Here is an 18506-nt window from a genome sequence, read left to right on the forward strand (position 1 = left end):
CGGGTCGGTATCAGGGGCGCACAGAAAGGCGCACGGCGGTCGGATTTTCGCGCACGTAGTCGCGGATCACCTGCTCGAAGCTGGTGTCGGCGTCCAGGCCCATGGCTTGCGCGCGGGCGGTCTTCACGTTGCCGGGCCAGGTGGTGACGATTTTTTCAATCGCCGGGTCGATGCGCCAGTCGAGCAACGCCGTGGCCGCCGGCCCGGCCACGCGCTCGAGCGCGGCCGCCATCTCACGCACCGTGGTCATGAGTCCCGGCAGGTTGAGTGCGGTGCGCGGGCCCCACTCGGCGGGGCTGGCCTGCGCGGCGCGAATCAGGCCCTCGACCGTGCGCGCCGGCGACGACAGCGCCACGCCGGTGTCCGGGTGCACCGGGCACAGGGCGCGCTGGCCGGCCAGCGGCTCGCGGATCATGCCACTCAGGAAACTCGATGCAGCGGCGTTCGGCCGGCCCGGGCGCACCGCTACCGTCATCAGGCGCACGCTGCGGCCCTCGACAAAGCCCTTGCGCGCGTAGTCGGCCACCAGCTGTTCACAGATGAATTTCTGGATGCCGTAGCTGCTTTGCGGCGTGGGCAAGCTGTGGTCTTCCAGCACCGCGGGCAGGGGCTGCTGCGGCGAATGGCCGAACACGGCGAGCGAACTGGAAAACACCAGCACCGGCTTCGTGCCGAGCGCGCGGCAGGCTTCGAGCAGCGCGCGCGTGGCGTCGAGGTTGCTGTGCATGCCCAGGTCGAAATCCGCCTCGCACTCGCTGCTGACGGCCGCGGCCAGATGAAAGATCAGCGAGGTGCCGGCACTCGGAAGTTGCCTGCTTTGCAGCTGTTCGTTGAGGTCGCCGCCGAGGAAGACGATGCGGGGGTCGGCCCGCAAGTCGTCGGGTGGGGGCGCGCGGTCCGCCAGGGTGATGGTCGCGATGGCCTGCGCCGGCCCGCCGGCCACCGCCAGCGAGCCCGAGGCCAACAGGGTGCGCGCCAGCCGCGCGCCGACGAAGCCGCAGCCACCGGTGATCAGGATATGCATGGTCGTGTCCTGGGGAAGGGAGTGAAAAAAGGATGAAAGGAATGAGCAGGAGGTGAGTAAGGGGCCGCCCTGGCGTCTCAGTTAGCCGCCTTGGGCGGCTGGGGAAGTTCGATGCCCGGGAAGATCTTGATCACGGCGCTGTCGTCTTCCTTCGCGAAGCCGGCCGTCGACGCCTGCATGAACATCTGGTGCGCGGTGCTGGACAGTGGCAGCGGAAACTTGCTGGCACGCGCCAGGTCGAGCACCAGCCCCAGGTCCTTGACGAAGATGTCGACCGCCGACAGCGGCGTGTAGTCGGCCGCCAGCACATGGGCCATGCGGTTCTCGAACATCCAGCTGTTGCCGGCACTGTGGGTGATCACCTCGTACAGCGCCGCCGCGTCCACGCCTTCGCGCAGGCCCAGCGCCATGGCTTCGGCGGCGGCCGCGATATGCACGCCGGCCAGCAACTGGTTGATGATCTTGACCTTGCTGCCGGCGCCGGCCTGGTCGCCCAGCTTGTAGACCTTGGCAGCCATGGCGTTGAGGACGGCTTCGCAGCGTTCGTAGGCTTCCGGCCTGGCCGAGGTCATCATCGTCATGTCGCCGCTCGCCGCCTTGGCGGCGCCGCCGGAAATCGGCGCGTCAATGTAGAGCAGGCCGAGTTCCGCCAGCTGCTGCTCCAGCGCGGCCGACCAGCGCGGATCCACCGTGGAGCACATCACGAACACGCTGCCGGGTTTCATGGCAGCCGCGCAACCGGCGACGTCGCCGCTGCCGAACAGCACGCTCTCGGTCTGCGCGGCGTTGACCACTACCGAGATGACGATATCGCACTGGGCGCCGAGCTCCGCCAGCGTGGCGCAGGCCGTCCCGCCGCCCTGCGCAAAGGCCTGGGCCACGTCGGCGCGCACGTCGAAGACCCGCAAGGCATAGCCGGCGCGGCGCAGCGACTGTGCCATGCCACCGCCCATGGCGCCGAGGCCGATCAGGCCGATGATGGGATTCATGTCAATACTCCTTGGGGTGATGCGGGGATGATAGGGTGTGGCTCAGCGATTGACGAGCTCTTTGGGCGTCCACCAGACGGCGATCGCGCCGACCACCAGGGCGCCGGCCAGCACGTACATGCCGACCTGGGTACTGCCGGTGGCGTCCTTGAGGTAGCCGATCAGGTAGGGGCTCACGAAGCCGGCGAGGTTGCCCACCGAGTTGATGACGGCAATGCCGGCAGCTGCGGCCGTGCCCGACAGGAACGCCGTAGGCAGCGACCAGAACAGCGGTGCGCAGGTCAGCACGCCAGCGGCGGCCAGCGAGAGGAAGGTCAGCGACACGGCGGTGTTCTGGGTGTATGAGGCTGCCACGGTGAAGCCGACCGCGCCCATCAGTGCCGGCACGATCAGGTGCCAGCGGCGCTCGCGCCGCTGGTCCGCGCTGCGGCCGAACAGGTTCATCGCAATGATTGCGCAGATGAAGGGAATGGCGCTCAGCAATCCGATGTTCAGATTGCCCTTGACGCCCGTCGCCTTGATCAGCGTTGGCAACCAGAACGTCAACGCGTACTGACCCATCACGAAGGCAAAGTAGATCAGCGACATCCACCAGATGCGGCGGTCCCTGAACACGCCGGCCACCGAATGCGGGCCCTTGCTGCCGTGCTGCTGGTCGAGTTCAATCTCGCGCGCCAGCAGTTTCTTTTCGTCGGCATCCAGCCACTTGGCCTTGGCAATGCCGTTGTCCAGATAGAACAGCACCACCACGCCGATCAGCAAGGCGGGCACGGCCTCGATCAGGAACATCCATTGCCAGCCTTGCAGCGATGAGGCACCGTTGAAGGCATCCATGATCCAGCCCGACAGGGGGTTGCCAAAGATGCCCGCAACCGGAATCGCCGACATGAAGACCGCGATGATTTTGGCGCGCCGGTGTGCCGGATACCAGTAGGTCAGGTACAGGATCACGCCCGGGTAGAAGCCGGCTTCAGCCAGGCCCAGCAGGAAGCGCAAGACATAGAAGGTGGTGGGCGTCTTCACGAACATGAAGCAGGCCGACAGCAGGCCCCAGGTGATCATGATGCGCGCGATCCAGATCCGCGCGCCGACCTTGCTCATGAGCAGGTTGCTTGGCACTTCGAACAGGAAGTAGCCGAGGAAGAAGATGCCGGCACCGAGGCCGAACACGGTTTCGCTGAAGCCCAGCTGTTGCGCCATCTGCAGCTTGGCAAAGCCGACGTTCACGCGGTCGAGGTAGGCGATCACGTAGCAGAGCATGAGGAAGGGCACGAGGCGCCAGAACACTTTGCCATAGGCACGGCGCTCAAGCGGGTCTTGGGCGGGCAGGGCGCCCACCAGGATCGAGGAAGTCATGTAGTGCGTCTCCAGGAATGCGCGACCACACCAACAGGACCGGTCGCTCGGTTGATTTATATGGTTATCATACAACTTTGGGATTTTCTGCCTGCTCGGGGTTTTCCCCAATGAAGGGGTGGCAACGATTTTCGGCCGGTTCAGGCGCCGGGGTGCAGGCCCTTGACCAGCGGATGCGCCAGTTTCACGCCTTCCTCCTGCCAGAAGGCGGGGTCGGCTTGCTCGATGCGCTTGATGGCGTTGTCCATGTGGCGCGCGGCCGATTGCCGGGCTGCGGCCACATCGCCGGCCTCGATCGCCTGCGAGATCTGTTCGTGCTCGTCAGCGACCTGGCGGGCGAAGTCGGCGCGCCGCGCTTCGTTGGCCCGGGTGACGCGCGTGGCCCCCTGCAGGAACTGGCCCAGGTACTCCAGCGTGCCGATGAGGAAGGGATTGCGCGCCGCGTCGGCGATGGCGCGGTGGAACTTGACGTCCTCGCTCACACCGTCGCCGCCGGCCAGCACTGCCTTTTCCAGCGCGGTGATCGACTGGCGGATGCGCTTCACGTCGGCCTGGCTGCGCCGCTGGGCCGCGAGCGCGGCGACTTCGGCCTCCAGCGCGCGCCGCACTTCCACCATCTGGATCACCGCCTGCTTGGACACCGCGAAACGGGCGTCGAAGTTCAGCGGCGAAAAGCCTGCCTCCTTCACGTAGACCCCGCTGCCTTGCCGGGAGTCGACCAGCCCCAGCGACTTCAGGCGCGAAACGGCCTCCCGGACCACCGTGCGGCTGACCGAAAACTGCTCGACCAGCACCGCTTCGGTCGGGAGCTTGTCACCGGCCACGAGGCGGCCCGCGCGAATCTCTGCGGCGAGCGCGTCGGCAACCCGGTCAGAAAGATGCGCACCGGGGGTGATGGACTTGAAGTGGCTGATCATATGTATCGGAATTTATCGTACAACTTTAACGCATCGGCCGGATGTTCAAGCGGCGCCAGCGTTCGTGTCCACATCCATGTCCGGTCCCGGCACGCTCTGACACTCCCAAAAAATACGGGCCGTGCAGCGCCGGCAAATCGCGGGATCGAGCTTGTTGAAAATCGTCGCGATCGCGGTGAATTTGTCGGGAAACTGGTGCTCCGGCCCCAGCAGGCGGGTGAAGCCGGTTTTGCGCCACATGCGGATCACCTCGGGCCGCGGTCGGTGAAAGTACAAATCGCCGCCCATGGCGCGCCGCGCGGCGAGTTCGGCCTCCCATAACTCGGCACCGGCCAGGTCGATGAAGTTCATGCTCTTGCCCATGACCAGCAGATGCTTTTGCGGTTGCGGCTGGCTGCGCAGCGCATGCAGGATGTCGGCCACATGCTGGGTCGCGCCGAAATAGACCTCACCCTCCATCCGCAGCAGCTTGAGCTGCGGGCATTCCGGCAAGAATGTGGCCCCCACGCTTTTCACTTCGTGTAATGCGCTGCCCCCCGGGGGGGCTGGCCTTGCTTGGGGCGGCCCTGCGCTGCGGCCGTTGTCGTCATCCGCTTTCTGCGGCAAAGTCATCTCAGGTTCAAGCCCGGCGTCGGGCGTGTTGTCAATCACCACAAACTGCCGGTCCAGCCCGCGGCTGTCAAAACCCATGGTGCGCATGGCGGGACGCGAGGTGCGGTACAAAAAAGACATCAGCGACAGGATCATGCCCAGCAAAATGGCAATCTCCAGCCGGATGGTGACCGTCGCGACCATGGTGGCCAGTGCCACCGCAAAATCGCTGCGGCTCAAGCTGAACAGCTGGCGCCAGCGCGCAAAGTCCAGCAGGGCGACAGCCACCAGCACCAGCAGGCCGGCCAGTGCAGCCATGGGAATGAGCGCCAGCAGCGGTGCGCTAACCGCGACCAATACGAGCAAGAGCAGTGCAGAAAACACCGAGGCCAGCGGCGTGCGTGCGCCGGCTTGCAGGTTGGGCATGGAGCGGTTCATGGAGCCGCACGATACATAGCACGAGAAGAAGCCGCCGACGATGTTGGACAGCCCCTGGCCGCGAAACTCGCGGTTCGCATCAATGCGCTGGCCCGAGCGCAGCGCCACCGTCTTGGCAATCGAAATCGCCTGGCCCAGAGCCACGATGGTGAGCGCAAATGCCAGGCCGACCAGGTCTGTGGCTTGGGCCCAGCTGATGCGGGGCAGCTCAAAGCGCGGCCATGGCACAGGGATCTGCCCCACCATACGCAGCGCGGAAGATGACGTGGCGCTGCCGACGTTCGGGGAATGGCTCCACAGCCATGCCAGCGCGGTCGCCACCACCAGGCCGATGAGCATGGCGGGCCAGCTGCGCCGCAGCCGGCGCAGCAGCAATGCCACGCCGATGGTGATGGCGCCCACCGCCAGCGCCACCGGCTGGACCAGATATAGCTGCGTGAACACATGCCTGAGCACGGCCGCGGCGCTGTGCTCGGGCGCGGCGGGCAAGCCCAACAGGTCGGGCAACGCATGCACCGCAATCAGCAGCGCCGCACCTGAGGTAAAGCCAAAGAGCGTGGCCGGAGAAATGAAATTGGCCAGCACACCCAGGCGCAGCACGCCAATCAGCCACTGCATGACGCCGACCATCACGGTCACGGCCAGCGCCAGCTGGATGTACTGCGGGCTGAAGGCCATGGCCAGCGGCGAGAGCATGGCAAACAGCGCCAGCGAATTGGCGTTGGTGGGGCCCGACATGACGTGCCAGCTGGAGCCAAACAGCGCGGCGATGATGCAGGGAATGACGGCGGTGTACAGGCCATACTCCGGCGGCAGCCCGGCCAGCGTGGCAAAGGCAATGCCCTGCGGCAGCACCAGCACCGCGCCGAGCAGGCCGGCCATCGCATCGGCGCGCAGCGTGACGGTCGACACCTGCCGCACCCAGTCGCCAAACAGGCGCTCAGCCCTTGTGCGGGTGGGCGCGTCCTGGTGTTTTTCGGTATCTCCTGCCATGGACTTGAGCATAACGCGCCGCGCGCTCACCGGGCACGCCGGCACCCGGGCGCCACCACAGCCGGCGCAGCGCCAGGCCTCAGGCCAGACCGCTCCAGCGCAGCAGCAAGCCGGCCACGGCGCAGGCGCCGATCAACGGAATCACGCCCACCTTGTAGCGCAGCAGCGCCACCCCGGCCGCAACCATGATGAGCAGCGAAGGCCACGCCACATTGGACGGGAAACCGGCCGCAGCCTCCTTGTTGAAAGCGATATGCACTATAAAAAACAGGGCAAGACTGGCAATGACTCCGACCACCGCGGCGGTGATGGCCGCCAGCGGCGCGGTGAACTGCAGCTTGCCATGGGTGGACTCCACCAGCGGCCCGCCCGCCAGGATGAAGATGAAGGACGGCAGGAAGGTGAACCAGGTGACCAGCGTCGCCGCCAGTGCGGCGCCCAGGAACAGCGCGTCCGGACCGAGCACCTGCCGGGTCCAGCCGCCGACAAAGCCGACAAAGGCCACCACCATGATCAGCGGCCCCGGCGTGGTTTCGCCGAGCGCCAGCCCGTCGATCATTTGCGGACCGGTGAGCCAGCCGAACTGCTCCACCGCGCCTTGATAGACATAGGGCAGCACCGCGTAGGCGCCGCCAAAAGTCAGCAGCGCGGCCTTGGTGAAAAACCAGCTCATCTGGGTCAGCGCGCCGCCCCAGCCCTGCCAGGCCATCAGCGCGCCCATGGGCAGCAGCCAGAGCACGGCCCCTGTTGCCAGCACCGTCGCCAGCCGCGATGTCTTGAAGCGCGCATGCTCGGGCGTCGGTGTGTCGTCGTCGATCAGGGCCGGACCCTGCGCCACGACAGCTGCCCCGTGCCCGCCGCCGCCAGCAAACTGTCCCGGCGCGAATTTCGCGCACAGCCAGCCGGTCAGCGCCGCGCTCAGCACCACCCACGGGAAGGGTACATGCAGAACTGCAATGGCCACGAAACTGAGGACAGCCACCGCCCACGGAACCGGGGCTTTCGCCGGGCTTTTCAGCGATTTGCTGCCGATGCGGTGAACCGCCTGCACCACGATGGCCGCCACAGCCGGCTTGATGCCATAGAAGATGGCGGCGACCACCGGCACGTCGCCAAAGGCGACGTAAATCCAGCTCAGCGCCACCAGGATGAACAGCGAGGGCAGCACGAACAGCGCACCGGCGACCACACCACCCCATGTCCGGTGCATCAGCCAGCCGATGTAGGTTGCCAGCTGCTGCGCCTCGGGCCCGGGCAGCAGCATGCAGTAGTTCAAGGCATGCAGGAAGCGCTTTTCCGAGATCCAGCGTTGTTGTTCCACCAGCTCGCGGTGCATGATGGCAATTTGCCCGGCCGGCCCGCCGAAGCTGATGAAGCCCAGCTTGAGCCAGAACCTGAAGGCCTGCGCAAAGCTCACTGCGGCGGGAAGGGACGTTGCAATGTGGCTCATGCGGTGGTCGCTTTCACGATCATGGTTTCGGGTTTCCAGCTGTGCGTCTCGGCTTGCGCACTGCGGCACCAGGCATACAACGCGTCATACAGCGGCAGGGCGGCTTCCAGCATGCCGGCGTCGCTGGTGGCGTGCAGTTGCGACAGCCCCAGCGAGAAGGCCAGCAGACCCGCCGACTGCGGTGCGAGTTCAAGGCGGTCGGTGTCGGCGCCGCGCACGATGCGGGCGAGTATTTCAAGCGCCGGATCGCCCAACTCAAAGGCGCGCAGCAGGGTGTCGAAGCTGCACAGCTCACCCTCGTGCGAGACCGGCGCGCCGGGAATGTCGTAAGCCACGGCGCCCAGGCGTGCCGCCTCGTCAAACACCCGGGCCGTGGGCACATAGAAGAACTCCGCCCGTGCGTCGATAAAGCGGCGAATCAGCCAGGGGCAGGCGATGCGGTCAATCTTGGGGCGTTCCCGCGTGATCCAGCGCGAAGCCTGCTCGCTGCCGCCGCCTACGCCCCAATCGGGCCGCTTGAGCATGGTCAGGGGGCGATGCGCGCGCCACTGCGCGATGTCTTGCGGTGAGTCGACGCCGTCTTCGCCGCCCTCGATGCCGCCGGCCAGCGCGTGCGCGTTCCAGCCCGCGGCACGCAGCGTGGCCACGGCATCGGCACTCACGTCGTGGCCATAAACACAGTAAACCACCACGTCGCCGTGACCCGATGCAGCGCGCTGCGACGTGGCGAAGGCCGCCACGTCTTCAGGCGCGCAGCGCCTCGCGCCGACGAGCAGGTATCGGCTTTCAAAAAATTTGTTTTCGCGCCGCACGTCGAGCAGCAGCGGTGCATCGGCACGGCCCATGCGGGCGGCCAGTTCCTGTGGGGAAATGAAAGAGGTGTCCACGAAAAATACTCCAAGTCAGTTACCAGCGCTTGGACGGGACACCGTCTATCTGTGAAGAGTCGGGAGGCTGAAATCCCGATGGCTAAATGGTAGCACCACCGACTGCGATGCGCCAGCCTGCCGCGCGCACCGGGGCCGTCAGGCGCGGCGGAACTTGAAGACCGCGCGGCTGGCCCGGGCATTGGGCCAGAAACGGACTTCCCGGCCATCCTGCAGGCCAAACTGGTCGAGGATCTCCAGCCGGTTTTGCAACGCCAGCGCTTCAAAATCCTGCAGCGTGCCGACACGGATGTTGGGGGTGTCGTACCACTGGTAGGGCAGCACCTTGGTGACCGGCATGCGGCCGCGCAGCACCGCCAGGCGGTTCGGCCAATGGCCGAAGTTCGGGAAAGCGACGATGCCGATGCGGCCCACGCGGGCAGTTTCGCGCAGCATGATTTCAGCATTGCGCAAGTGCTGCAGCGTGTCGATCTGCAGCACCACGTCAAACGAGCCGTCGCCAAACATCGCGAGGCCTTCCTCCAGGTTCAGCTGGATCACGTTCACACCGCGTGCCACGCAGGCCTGCACATTGGCGTCGTTGATCTCGACGCCGTAGCCCGAGCAGCCGCGCTCGCGGATCAGGTGGGCCAGCAGCTCGCCGGTGCCGCACCCGAGGTCGAGCACGCGCGAGCCATGCGGCACCAGCCGGGCAATCGACAGCAGAGCCGCCGAGGGCTCCACATTGAGTTCGACAGGCAGGTTCATACGGCCACCTTGCTCTGAAAGTAGGAGCGCACCACACCCAGATAGCGCTCGTCCTCCAGCAAAAACGCATCATGCCCGTGCGGCGCATCGATTTCGGCATAACTCACGTCGCGCTGGTTGTCGAGCAGGGCCTTGACGATTTCACGGCTGCGCGCCGGTGAAAAGCGCCAGTCGGTGGTGAAGCTCACCATCAGGAATTTTGCCGTGACGCCGGCCAGCGCCAGGGTGAGGTTGCCGCCAGATGCCTTGGCCGGGTCAAAGTAGTCGAGCGCGCGGGTAATCAGCAGATAGGTGTTGGCGTCGAAATACTCGCTGAACTTGTCGCCCTGGTAGCGCAGGTAGCTTTCGATCTGAAACTCGACATCCTGGGTGGAAAACCGGTACCCGCTGGCGTGGCTGCCGATGGCGTCGCGGAGCTTGCGGCCAAACTTCTCGTTCATCACATCGTCGCTCAGGTAGGTGATGTGGCCAATCATGCGGGCAATGCGCAGGCCGCGCTGGGGCAGCACGCCATGGCGGTAAAAATGGCCGCCATGAAAGTCGGGGTCGGTGACGATGGCGCGTCGCGCCACCTCGTTGAAGGCGATGTTCTCGGCTGTCAGGTTGGGCGCGCTGGCCACCACCACCGCATGGCGCACGCGCTCGGGGTATTGCAGCGTCCAGCTCAGGGCCTGCATGCCGCCCAGGCTGCCTCCCATGACGGCCGCCAGCGTCTGGATGCCCAGCGCGTCGAGCAGCCTGGCCTGCGCGTGGACCCAGTCCTCCACCGTGACCACCGGGAAGTCGGCGCCATAGATTTCATTCGTGTCCGGATTGACCTGCATGGGGCCGGTGGAGCCGAAACAGGAACCCAGGTTGTTGACGCCGATGACAAAAAACTGATTGGTGTCTACCGGCTTGCCCGGGCCGATCATGGTGTCCCACCAGCCTTCGGACTTGCCTTTGATGCGCCCGGTCTCGTCGAGGTAGACGCCGGCCACATGGTGGGAGGCATTCAGCGCGTGGCAGATCAGCACCGCATTGGATTTGTCGGCATTGAGCTCGCCATAGGTTTCATAGCTCAGGTCATAGGCGCGGATCGACGCGCCGCTTTGCAGCGGCAGGGCGTCCGCAAAGTGCATGGACTTTGGCGTGGCAACAAGGACTGAAGCAGAAGACACAGAAGACACGATAGAAAGGCCCGTGATCGAAACAAGACTGGATTTACTGGACTGGACTGGAAAGTGAAACGGCAAAAAGAAAACCCGGCATCGCTAAGGGCGAGTCCGGGTTCATGGATGTTCGTCTTTAGCGGTACTTTTTAAGCGCCCGCAAGCTGAGCAAATCGGCGCTGCGGCAAGTATAGCAAGGCTGAAGCGGCGCCCCGCAGGTCGCCTTGCGCCCTGACCGGTGTGCCTGTCGGGCACCGGCGTTCAGGCGGGTATCAGCAGCGCGATGGCACCCAGCACCGCAAAAATCACCGCCGACACGAGATGAACCACGCGCAGCGGCACCAGGCGGGTGACACGCTCGCCCAGCCACACCACGGGAGCGTTGGCCAGCATCATGCCCAGGGTGGTGCCGGCCACCACGCCCAGGTACATGTCGTAGCGGGCGGCCAGCATTACCGTGGCGATCTGGGTTTTGTCGCCCATCTCCGCCAGGAAAAATACGAGGACGGTGGTGCCGAACACGCCAAGGCTCGGCGACTGGCCGCCGGCGTCGTCCTCGAGCTTGTCCGGAATCAGCATCCAGGCCGCCATGGCCAGGAAAGACGCCCCCAGAATCCAGCGCAAGGCCTGGGGGCTGATCATCGTGGTGACCCAGGCGCCCAGCGCGCCCGCCATGGCGTGGTTGGCGATGGTGGCGACCAGAATGCCCAGGACGATGGGCCAGGGTTTGCTGAACCGGGCGGCCAGCAGCAGGGCGAGCAGCTGGGTTTTGTCGCCCATTTCGGCGAGGGCGACGATGCCGGTGGAGATGAGGAAGGCTTCCATGAATGACTCCGGCCGGTACAAAACCCATGACTGCACGGCGACCCCGGCCTATAACTTTTTCAAGCTATGGAGGCTGTGCAGTCAAAGGTCTCGCCAAGTCCGAAAACCGTTTGCGCCATGCCGGCCCTGTTGCAAGGCCAGACAAGTCTGTTGACGCAAACCCCTCTCACTCAAGGAAGGAGGCTACTCCCCAATGACAGCCTGCATTCTACCAAGCCCTCCGCGACCGGGCAGCGAAGGCGCATGAACCCATACGGCGGCGTTCCGATGCACCAACGCACATTTATGGCGCATTTCTTGCTTGTATTTGGTGCGATTTCGGGATTTTCCTGAGATACGCACCAAAACAGCACTAAAACACCCCATTTCACCCAAGAGGAACTTATGGAAGCACTAAAACAGGGCTCGGATGCCCTGTTCATTCTGCTCGGCGGCATCATGGTGCTCGCCATGCATGCCGGTTTTGCCTTTCTGGAGCTGGGCACCGTCCGCAAAAAGAACCAGGTCAATGCACTCGTCAAGATCCTGGTCGACTTCTCGGTGTCGACCGTGGTCTATTTCGTGGTGGGCTACGGCGTCGCGTATGGCACGCATTTTTTTGTCGGCGCGGAACAACTTGCCGCTAAAAACGGCTATGAGCTGGTCAAGTTCTTCTTTCTGCTGACATTTGCGGCCGCCATCCCGGCGATTATTTCGGGCGGCATCGCCGAACGCGCACGCTTTTACCCACAACTGATCGCAACGGCCGTCATCGTGGGCTTGGTCTATCCGTTCTTCGAAGGCATCGCCTGGAACCAGCATTTTGGCGTGCAGGCCTGGATCAAGTCGTTCACCGGCGCGGAGTTTCACGATTTCGCCGGTTCCATCGTGGTCCATGCGGTGGGCGGCTGGCTGGCACTGCCCGCCGTGATTCTGCTCGGCGCACGCAGCAACCGCTACCGCAAGGACGGCGCGGTCTCGGCTCACCCGCCTTCCAATATTCCGTTTCTGGCGCTGGGCGCCTGGATCCTGACGGTCGGCTGGTTCGGTTTCAACGTGATGAGCGCGCAGACCATCGACAGGATTTCCGGCCTGGTGGCCGTGAACTCCCTGATGGCCATGGTGGGCGGCACCCTGGCCGCACTGGTGTTCGGCAAGAACGACCCAGGCTTTGTGCACAACGGGCCGCTGGCCGGGCTGGTGGCGGTGTGCGCCGGCTCCGACCTGATGCATCCGCTGGGCGCGCTGGTGGTGGGCGGTGTGGCTGGCGCTGTGTTTGTGGTGATGTTCACGCTGACGCAAAACAAATGGAAAATTGACGACGTGCTCGGCGTCTGGCCGCTGCATGGCCTGTGTGGCGCGTGGGGCGGAATCGCAGCCGGCATTTTTGGCAGCCAGGCACTGGGTGGCTTGGGCGGGGTGAGCCTGGGCGCGCAATTGATCGGCAGCGCCATGGGCGTGGCGTGGGCGCTGCTGGCAGGCTTTATCGTGTATGGCGCGCTCAAGGCTTCGCTCGGGCTGCGGCTGAGCCAGGAAGAGGAGTTTGAAGGCGCCGACCTGTCGGTTCACCGCATCGGCGCCACGCCTGACCGGGAAGTCAACTGGTAATTGTGGTTGCGGCCGGCAATCCCCCGCCTGCGCAGGCGGGGGGTGTCCGCCACCAATTGCAGCGTGGCGCACACAAACAGCCCCGCTGCCGCTAGACTGCCCCCATGCCGACTTTTGAAGAACAGCTGGTTGAACACCGCGTCTACCTGCTCCGCTTTGCGCGCCTTCAGCTGCGCAATGACGACTGGGCTGAAGATGCGGTATCGGAAACATTGCTGGCCGCACTGTCCAGGCCGCAGAGTTTCGGCAATCGCTCGCAGCTCAAGACCTGGCTGGTCGGCATCCTCAAGCACAAGGTCATCGACCTGATTCGCAGCAACGCACGGCTGGTGGCCCTGCCGGATGCGCAGGTTGACGAGGAGGGCGACGAGCTTGATCGTCTGGCATTCAAGGCCGACGGCCACTTTGCCGAGATGCCCAATGATTGGGGAGACCCCCACCAGACCTTGCAGCAAGTGCAATTCTTCGAAATTCTGGATGCCTGCATGGAGCGCTTGCCGCCGGCGCTGGGCCGGCTGTTCCTGATGCGTGAATGGCTGCAGCTTTCTTCACAGGAAGTCTGTAAGGAGCTGTCTCTCACGCCGACCAACCTGTATGTCCAGTTGCATCGGGCCCGGCTGCGCCTGCAGGAATGCCTGAATATCCACTGGTTTGGCAAGCACAGCGCCTGAACATTCAAGCATTTAACCTAACCCTAACGGCTTTTTGGCGTGAAACCGAATATCACTTTGCTAAGACGCACCTGCCGGCAGGCTGCTGCGCTGCTGATCGCGCGAGAAGACCATGTCCTCAGCATGCCCGACCACGTCGCGCTGAAATTGCATCTGCTGGCCTGCAAAGCCTGTCCCAAATTCGAGAACCAGATCCTGACCACGCGCGCCGCCATGCGCCGCTGGCGCAACTACACCAGCGATGCGGAACGGGCGGCCGACAAGACTTCAGCCGATCCGTCACCCGACTAAAACCATCATGGTCATCGCAGCGGGGGTGGGCACGCCTGGGACTGCCCCGTCCAGATCCGGCGCCAGCCTGGCTCACTGGCCACTGACCCTGCAAATTTATGTAACTATTTACCTGTCTGGTGCAAGGTTTGTTTGTCCTGCACCCATGCCGGCAATGGCGTTTGCGGCGCTTCAGCAGCCAGTCGCCCTCCTGCATGTCCACATGCCTGGCGAGCCCGCGGCGGGATATTCTGGGGCAGGGGTCGCACCGAAGGCTTTGTGGTGTGTAGGCGCTAACTCTTCTGAAACATTAGCTGCAGCTTTGATTTAATTCCTGCATCAGCAACCGCTTCAATTTGTCCGTCCAGCGGTTTTCAGCCGTTTTCCCTGCGTTTTCAACCCGCCAACATTGACCCCGGCTGGCCAGGTGGCGACCATCAGGCGCTGCGGATATGCCGTGCAGCGTCTCCCATGAGGCCCGCGAAATCGTCAAAGCCAGTGTTCATGCGGGCTTTCACTACCCCGGGTAATCACGATAGCTGGTTGTATTTTGAATAAGTGAAGCATAATATGCGGGTGTAAATGCCAGCAATGCCGGTATTACACACGTTAGGTGATCGGTCAGTTTCGCGCGCTACAGCGGTACGTATCAAGATTTGTTGTGCTTTCGGGACCCCATCGCTTTTGTTTTTGTGTTTTAGAGGAGTCCCTTCATGGGCAACAAACTATACGTCGGCAACCTGCCTTACTCGGTGCGTGACGAAGACCTGCAACAATCTTTTGGCCAATTCGGCTCTGTTACCAGCGCTAAAGTCATGATGGAACGCGACACCGGTCGCTCCAAAGGCTTTGGCTTTGTCGAAATGGGCAGCGATGCAGAAGCCCAGGCGGCGATCAACGGCATGAACGGTCAGCCTCTGGGTGGCCGCAGCGTCGTTGTGAACGAAGCACGTCCAATGGAAGCACGTCCTCCACGTAGCGGCGGCTTCGGCGGCGGCTCTGGTGGTGGCGGCTACGGCGGCGGCGGCGGTGGTGGTGGCGGCTACGGTGGTGGCGGCGGCGGCCGTTCCGGTGGCGGCGGTAGCGACGGCGGTTTCCGCAGTCCTTACGGCGGCGGCGGTAGCGGCGGTGGCCGTTCCGGCGGCGGCGGCGGTGGACGCGGCGGCTACTAAGCCCTGTACCCCATAGCTGGCTAATGCGCCAGCGCATCCCCGGTCATCATCGGGGATGACCCTGAAAAGGCTTCAAGACTTCGGTTTTGAAGCCTTTTTGCTTTGTAACCTGCTTAAACAGTGCACAAGCCGCTACTCTTTTTATAGCTGCCGCGCAGCAAAAAGGGCAGTGTGCCGCACCAGCCGCAGGCCGGCAGCGTCGTCCGGCAAGCTGAATCAGCCCAGGCTCTGCCGATGCTTGCGCGGCCGCCCGGCCAGGGCCTTGTCAAATACCACGTTGGGCAGTACACGCAGCAACTTGGCCACCACGCCCATTTGCCACGGAATCACGCGGTAGCTGCGGCCGGCCTGGATGCTGGCGAAAGCCTTGTCGGCGAACACCTCGGCCTTCATCAGAAAGGGCATGCCATAACGGTTTTGCCGTGTCAGCGGCGTGTCGATGTACCCCGGGGAAATCGTCACCACCTTGACGCCGCTGGGCCGGAGTTCGCCGCGCAGGCTTTCACAGTAGCCAATGACCGCCGCCTTGCTGGCGCAGTAAGCGCCGTGGCCCGGCAGGCCGCGTATGCCGGACACGCTGGCAATACCCACCAGTGCGCCGCTACCGCGCGCCACCATGGGCGCGACAAAGGGATGAAAAGTGGCGGCCATGCCGACATTGTTGGTGGCAAAGGTCTGCGCCATGACATCAAGATCCATGCGCTCGGCGGTGTCCATGCCAATGCTGACGCCGGCATTGGCAATCACGACATCCGGCACGCCCTGCGCCGCGATGCAGGCCGTCCCCGCCGCCACAATGCTGTCGATGGAGGACACATCGGCGCTGTAAATTTGATAGCGGTCGGCACCGATTGCATGCGTCTCAGCCCATGACTGGACTTCCGCGGTGCGGCGCGCTGCAAGTGCCAGCCGGTAGCCCGCCGCGTAAAACCGCAGGGCCAGCGCCTGGCCGATGCCGCTGGAAGCGCCGGTGATGAACACGAGTCTGGACATGCTGGGCTCCGGCAGGCGTTGAGATGCGGGCGGGCCGAGGCGCGATGTGGCTGCGCTCAGCGAGCAGAAGGACCCGCGCCTGCGGCACTGGCGGCAGACCGTGGCACCAGCACCCCGCGGACGCGCCCCTTGAGGTCGGCGACCTGGTCGAGGTTGTCGTAGGCAAAGTTGTCGCCGGTGAACTGGTCGGTGCCACGGATCAGGACCACCGGCTTGTGCGACTTGACGCGCTCCTCGTTCAAAAACGCATGGAGAAATTCACCCCGAAACTCCAGCCGTGGCGTCTGCTTGCCGCTCGCATCCTGGCTGGCCTCGCGCACCACCCGCGCATTGCCCGTCAACTGGACTTCCGAGCCGTCGCCGTTGCTGTAAGCACGATTGGCCGTGGCCGTGGTGAGGTGTCCCTCGGCATTGATGCTGCGAATGCGGGCCTGGTCGATTTCCAGGATGTCGGTGTCCGGGAAATGCCGGGCCTCGACACCGTAAATTTCACTTTTGAGCTTGCCGCCTTCGTCAAAGTTCTTGACGGTGAACTTGTGCATGAAGTAATCCACGTCGTGGCTCACCTCCCTGGCCTGCTCGGGGGCGCTGAAGCTCGGTGTGTTGCGCACCAGCCAGTAGGTGCCCAGGGCCAGCGCGCCCATCATCAGCAGCGGCATGTAAATGGCGATGCTGTCCCACAGGCGGTAGGCCATGCGCCACGACCGCCTCAACTGGTACAGCGCGCCACTTCGCCCGCGGACTGAGCCGGTCGCCGTGGTGGTCATTGTGTGTAGGCCTGTAGCAGACCGGCGTAGCGGCCACTGGCAACGAGCAGCAGGTCGCACAACTCGCGTGCCGCGCCATGGCCTCCGCAGGCTTGCGTGACATGGTGGGCCTGCGCCCTGACCTCCACGTGTGCATTCGCCGGCGCACAGCTCAGCGCCGCACGGCGCATCACGGGCAGGTCGGGCCAGTCATCGCCCATGGCCGCCGCCGCAGCCCAGTCCAGACCCAGGGCCTGCAGCGTGATCTCGGCGGCGGGGCGTTTGTCTTCGGTGCCAAAGTGCGCGTGGGTGATGCCCAGGGCCTGCAGCCGGGTGCGCAGCACGGGGCTGTCGCGGCCCGTGATCACCGCAGGGGTGATGCCAGCCTTTTGCAGCAGCTTCAAGCCCAGGCCATCCAGAATATTGAAGCGCTTGAGGGTTTCACCGTCCTCGGACAGGTAGAGGCCACCGTCCGTCAGCACCCCGTCCACGTCGAAGAAGGCGACGCGTATGCCCTGGGCCTTCAACAACAGCTCCGGTGCGAAACTCAGGGCGGGGGCGCTGTTGCTGCGCGTCCCGGGGGACGGCGCGGCGGACGCAGCAGACGCAGTGGCAGGCGTGGCAGGCACGGAGGTCATATGACTTTGGCTCGCATCAGGTCGTTGGTGTTGAGGGCGCCACACAACACGCCACCGTCGTCAACCACCAGCACGCTGGTGATGCGGAATTGCTCCATCAGCTCCACCGCTTCCACGGCCAGGGCATCCGGCCGCACGGTGCGCGGATTGGCATGCATCACGTCGCCGGCCCGGCTGCTGCGCAGGTCCACGCCTTTTTCAACGAGGCGGCGCAAATCACCGTCGGTGAAGATGCCCAGCACGCGCTGCTGGTCGTCCACCACAGCAGAAGCGCCCAGCCCCTTGGCGCTCATTTCGCGCATGAGCTCGGTAAAGCTGGTGTCGGGACCCACTCGCGGAACGTCGTCGCCGCTGCGCATGACATCGCTCACATGGGTGAGCAGCTTGCGGCCCAGCGAGCCACCGGGGTGGGAGCGGGCAAAGTCTTCTTCCCTGAAGCCCCGCGCATCCAGCAGCGCCACGGCCAGCGCATCGCCAAGCGCGAGCTGGGCCGTGGTGCTGGCGGTAGGCGCGAGGTTCAAGGGGCAGGCTTCCTGCTCCACGCTGCTGTCCAGCGTGACGCGCGCCTGTTTGGCCAATGCAGACTGCAGACCGCCGGTGATGGCCACCAGCGGCACACCCTGGCGGCTCAGCACCGGCAGGATGGACGTGAGCTCTTCGCTCTCGCCGCTGTTGGAAATGGCCAGCACCACGTCCAGGCCCGTGATCATGCCGAGATCGCCATGGCTGGCCTCGGCCGGGTGCACAAACATGGCGGGAGTTCCGGTGGAGGCCAGCGTCGCGGCAATCTTGCGCCCGATGTGGCCGCTTTTGCCCATGCCCATCACCACCACACGGCCGCGGCAGGTCAGCATCAGCTCCACCGCCCGGGAAAATTCGGGGCCCACGCGGCTGGCCAGCCCCTGCACGGCCGCCGCCTCTATTTCAAAGGTCTTGCGGGCCAGGGCAAGGGCCTGGTCGGCATTAAAGTTCGCGGGGTCAAAGCTCATGGCTGCATTCTATAGAGGAGGAGCAAGGAAGGCACATGGCGAGCACATGACGAACGCAAGGCTCACGATGCC

The 18506-nt window shown here is 64.4% G+C and carries 18 protein-coding genes and 1 riboswitch; of the genes, 4 read left to right on the plus strand and 14 right to left on the minus strand.

Annotated elements, in window-relative coordinates:
- Window positions 1-10: 10 nt before the first annotated feature.
- The 10 genes from denD to AC1DS5_RS02670 form a co-directional block, all read right to left on the minus strand.
- Entirely contained in the window at window positions 11-1024 is a 1014-nt protein-coding gene (gene denD, locus AC1DS5_RS02625; RefSeq protein WP_477716686.1) for a D-erythronate dehydrogenase, read from the minus strand.
- Window positions 1025-1101: 77 nt separating this feature from the next.
- Entirely contained in the window at window positions 1102-2013 is a 912-nt protein-coding gene (gene ltnD, locus AC1DS5_RS02630; RefSeq protein WP_477716687.1) for an L-threonate dehydrogenase, read from the minus strand.
- A 42-nt stretch (window positions 2014-2055) separates the two neighbouring features.
- Entirely contained in the window at window positions 2056-3369 is a 1314-nt protein-coding gene (locus AC1DS5_RS02635; protein WP_477716688.1) for an MFS transporter, read from the minus strand.
- Window positions 3370-3509: 140 nt separating this feature from the next.
- A complete protein-coding gene (locus AC1DS5_RS02640) occupies window positions 3510-4286 on the minus strand; it encodes a FadR/GntR family transcriptional regulator (RefSeq protein WP_477716689.1) in 777 nt (258 codons plus the stop codon).
- Window positions 4287-4331: 45 nt separating this feature from the next.
- Window positions 4332-6308 (minus strand): SulP family inorganic anion transporter, encoded by a 1977-nt coding sequence (locus AC1DS5_RS02645; RefSeq protein WP_477716690.1) that lies wholly within the window; start codon window positions 6306-6308, stop codon window positions 4332-4334.
- Window positions 6309-6387: 79 nt separating this feature from the next.
- On the minus strand, window positions 6388-7758 hold the full coding sequence (gene chrA / locus AC1DS5_RS02650) for a chromate efflux transporter (protein WP_477716691.1): 1371 nt from the start codon (window positions 7756-7758) through the stop codon (window positions 6388-6390).
- Window positions 7755-8645 carry a chromate resistance protein ChrB domain-containing protein gene (locus tag AC1DS5_RS02655; RefSeq protein ID WP_477716692.1) on the minus strand — a complete coding sequence of 297 codons (891 nt, stop codon included), beginning with the start codon at window positions 8643-8645 and terminating at the stop codon, window positions 7755-7757. Before AC1DS5_RS02655 ends, chrA begins: the two co-directional genes overlap by 4 nt.
- 138 nt (window positions 8646-8783) lie before the next feature.
- Window positions 8784-9392: a methionine biosynthesis protein MetW gene (metW, locus tag AC1DS5_RS02660; protein WP_477716693.1), complete on the minus strand. Its 609-nt coding sequence runs from the start codon at window positions 9390-9392 to the stop codon at window positions 8784-8786.
- Window positions 9389-10552, minus strand: a complete 1164-nt coding sequence (metX, locus tag AC1DS5_RS02665; RefSeq protein WP_477716694.1) for a homoserine O-succinyltransferase MetX — start codon at window positions 10550-10552, stop codon at window positions 9389-9391. The genes metW and metX overlap by 4 nt, the downstream gene beginning before the upstream one ends.
- 252 nt (window positions 10553-10804) lie before the next feature.
- Window positions 10805-11368 (minus strand): TMEM165/GDT1 family protein, encoded by a 564-nt coding sequence (locus tag AC1DS5_RS02670; protein WP_477716695.1) that lies wholly within the window; start codon window positions 11366-11368, stop codon window positions 10805-10807.
- Window position 11369: 1 nt separating this feature from the next.
- A riboswitch (yybP-ykoY riboswitch) is annotated at window positions 11370-11572 on the minus strand.
- A gap of 180 nt (window positions 11573-11752) precedes the next feature.
- On the opposite strand from AC1DS5_RS02670, the gene AC1DS5_RS02675 reads away from it, so the two are divergent.
- The 4 genes from AC1DS5_RS02675 to AC1DS5_RS02690 all read left to right on the plus strand — a co-directional run bounded on the left by AC1DS5_RS02675 (window position 11753) and on the right by AC1DS5_RS02690 (window position 15068).
- Complete coding sequence (locus AC1DS5_RS02675) at window positions 11753-12955, plus strand: ammonium transporter (protein ID WP_477716696.1); 1203 nt, start codon at window positions 11753-11755, stop codon at window positions 12953-12955.
- 104 nt (window positions 12956-13059) lie between these two features.
- Entirely contained in the window at window positions 13060-13626 is a 567-nt protein-coding gene (locus AC1DS5_RS02680; protein WP_477716697.1) for a sigma-70 family RNA polymerase sigma factor, read from the plus strand.
- Between the two features lie 123 nt (window positions 13627-13749).
- A complete protein-coding gene (locus AC1DS5_RS02685; protein ID WP_477716698.1) occupies window positions 13750-13917 on the plus strand; it encodes a hypothetical protein in 168 nt (55 codons plus the stop codon).
- Window positions 13918-14609: 692 nt separating this feature from the next.
- Window positions 14610-15068: an RNA recognition motif domain-containing protein gene (locus AC1DS5_RS02690; protein ID WP_477716699.1), complete on the plus strand. Its 459-nt coding sequence runs from the start codon at window positions 14610-14612 to the stop codon at window positions 15066-15068.
- Window positions 15069-15284: 216 nt separating this feature from the next.
- On the opposite strand, the gene AC1DS5_RS02695 is transcribed toward AC1DS5_RS02690, so the two are convergent.
- Genes AC1DS5_RS02695 through AC1DS5_RS02710 form a run of 4 tightly spaced genes read right to left on the minus strand, consistent with a single transcriptional unit; the run spans window position 15285 to window position 18434 of the window.
- Window positions 15285-16061, minus strand: a complete 777-nt coding sequence (locus tag AC1DS5_RS02695) for an SDR family oxidoreductase (RefSeq protein WP_477716700.1) — start codon at window positions 16059-16061, stop codon at window positions 15285-15287.
- Between the two features lie 56 nt (window positions 16062-16117).
- Window positions 16118-16828 (minus strand): LPS export ABC transporter periplasmic protein LptC, encoded by a 711-nt coding sequence (gene lptC / locus AC1DS5_RS02700; RefSeq protein ID WP_477716701.1) that lies wholly within the window; start codon window positions 16826-16828, stop codon window positions 16118-16120.
- On the minus strand, window positions 16825-17445 hold the full coding sequence (locus tag AC1DS5_RS02705) for a KdsC family phosphatase (protein ID WP_477716702.1): 621 nt from the start codon (window positions 17443-17445) through the stop codon (window positions 16825-16827). Before AC1DS5_RS02705 ends, lptC begins: the two co-directional genes overlap by 4 nt.
- Window positions 17442-18434: a KpsF/GutQ family sugar-phosphate isomerase gene (locus tag AC1DS5_RS02710; RefSeq protein WP_477716703.1), complete on the minus strand. Its 993-nt coding sequence runs from the start codon at window positions 18432-18434 to the stop codon at window positions 17442-17444. The genes AC1DS5_RS02705 and AC1DS5_RS02710 overlap by 4 nt, the downstream gene beginning before the upstream one ends.
- Window positions 18435-18506 lie beyond the last annotated feature (72 nt).

Source organism: Polaromonas sp. P4_H1 (genome assembly GCF_056400945.1).

Coding starts and splice junctions, on each gene's coding strand:
- denD (WP_477716686.1), bottom strand. CDS start 1,024: ATGCATATCCTGATCACCGGTGGCTGCGGCTTCGTCGGCGCGCGGCTG.
- ltnD (WP_477716687.1), bottom strand. CDS start 2,013: ATGAATCCCATCATCGGCCTGATCGGCCTCGGCGCCATGGGCGGTGGC.
- AC1DS5_RS02635 (WP_477716688.1), bottom strand. CDS start 3,369: ATGACTTCCTCGATCCTGGTGGGCGCCCTGCCCGCCCAAGACCCGCTT.
- AC1DS5_RS02640 (WP_477716689.1), bottom strand. CDS start 4,286: ATGATCAGCCACTTCAAGTCCATCACCCCCGGTGCGCATCTTTCTGAC.
- AC1DS5_RS02645 (WP_477716690.1), bottom strand. CDS start 6,308: ATGGCAGGAGATACCGAAAAACACCAGGACGCGCCCACCCGCACAAGG.
- chrA (WP_477716691.1), bottom strand. CDS start 7,758: ATGAGCCACATTGCAACGTCCCTTCCCGCCGCAGTGAGCTTTGCGCAG.
- metW (WP_477716693.1), bottom strand. CDS start 9,392: ATGAACCTGCCTGTCGAACTCAATGTGGAGCCCTCGGCGGCTCTGCTG.
- AC1DS5_RS02670 (WP_477716695.1), bottom strand. CDS start 11,368: ATGGAAGCCTTCCTCATCTCCACCGGCATCGTCGCCCTCGCCGAAATG.
- AC1DS5_RS02675 (WP_477716696.1), top strand. CDS start 11,753: ATGGAAGCACTAAAACAGGGCTCGGATGCCCTGTTCATTCTGCTCGGC.
- AC1DS5_RS02680 (WP_477716697.1), top strand. CDS start 13,060: ATGCCGACTTTTGAAGAACAGCTGGTTGAACACCGCGTCTACCTGCTC.
- AC1DS5_RS02685 (WP_477716698.1), top strand. CDS start 13,750: ATGCCCGACCACGTCGCGCTGAAATTGCATCTGCTGGCCTGCAAAGCC.
- AC1DS5_RS02690 (WP_477716699.1), top strand. CDS start 14,610: ATGGGCAACAAACTATACGTCGGCAACCTGCCTTACTCGGTGCGTGAC.
- AC1DS5_RS02695 (WP_477716700.1), bottom strand. CDS start 16,061: ATGTCCAGACTCGTGTTCATCACCGGCGCTTCCAGCGGCATCGGCCAG.
- lptC (WP_477716701.1), bottom strand. CDS start 16,828: ATGACCACCACGGCGACCGGCTCAGTCCGCGGGCGAAGTGGCGCGCTG.
- AC1DS5_RS02705 (WP_477716702.1), bottom strand. CDS start 17,445: ATGACCTCCGTGCCTGCCACGCCTGCCACTGCGTCTGCTGCGTCCGCC.
- AC1DS5_RS02710 (WP_477716703.1), bottom strand. CDS start 18,434: ATGAGCTTTGACCCCGCGAACTTTAATGCCGACCAGGCCCTTGCCCTG.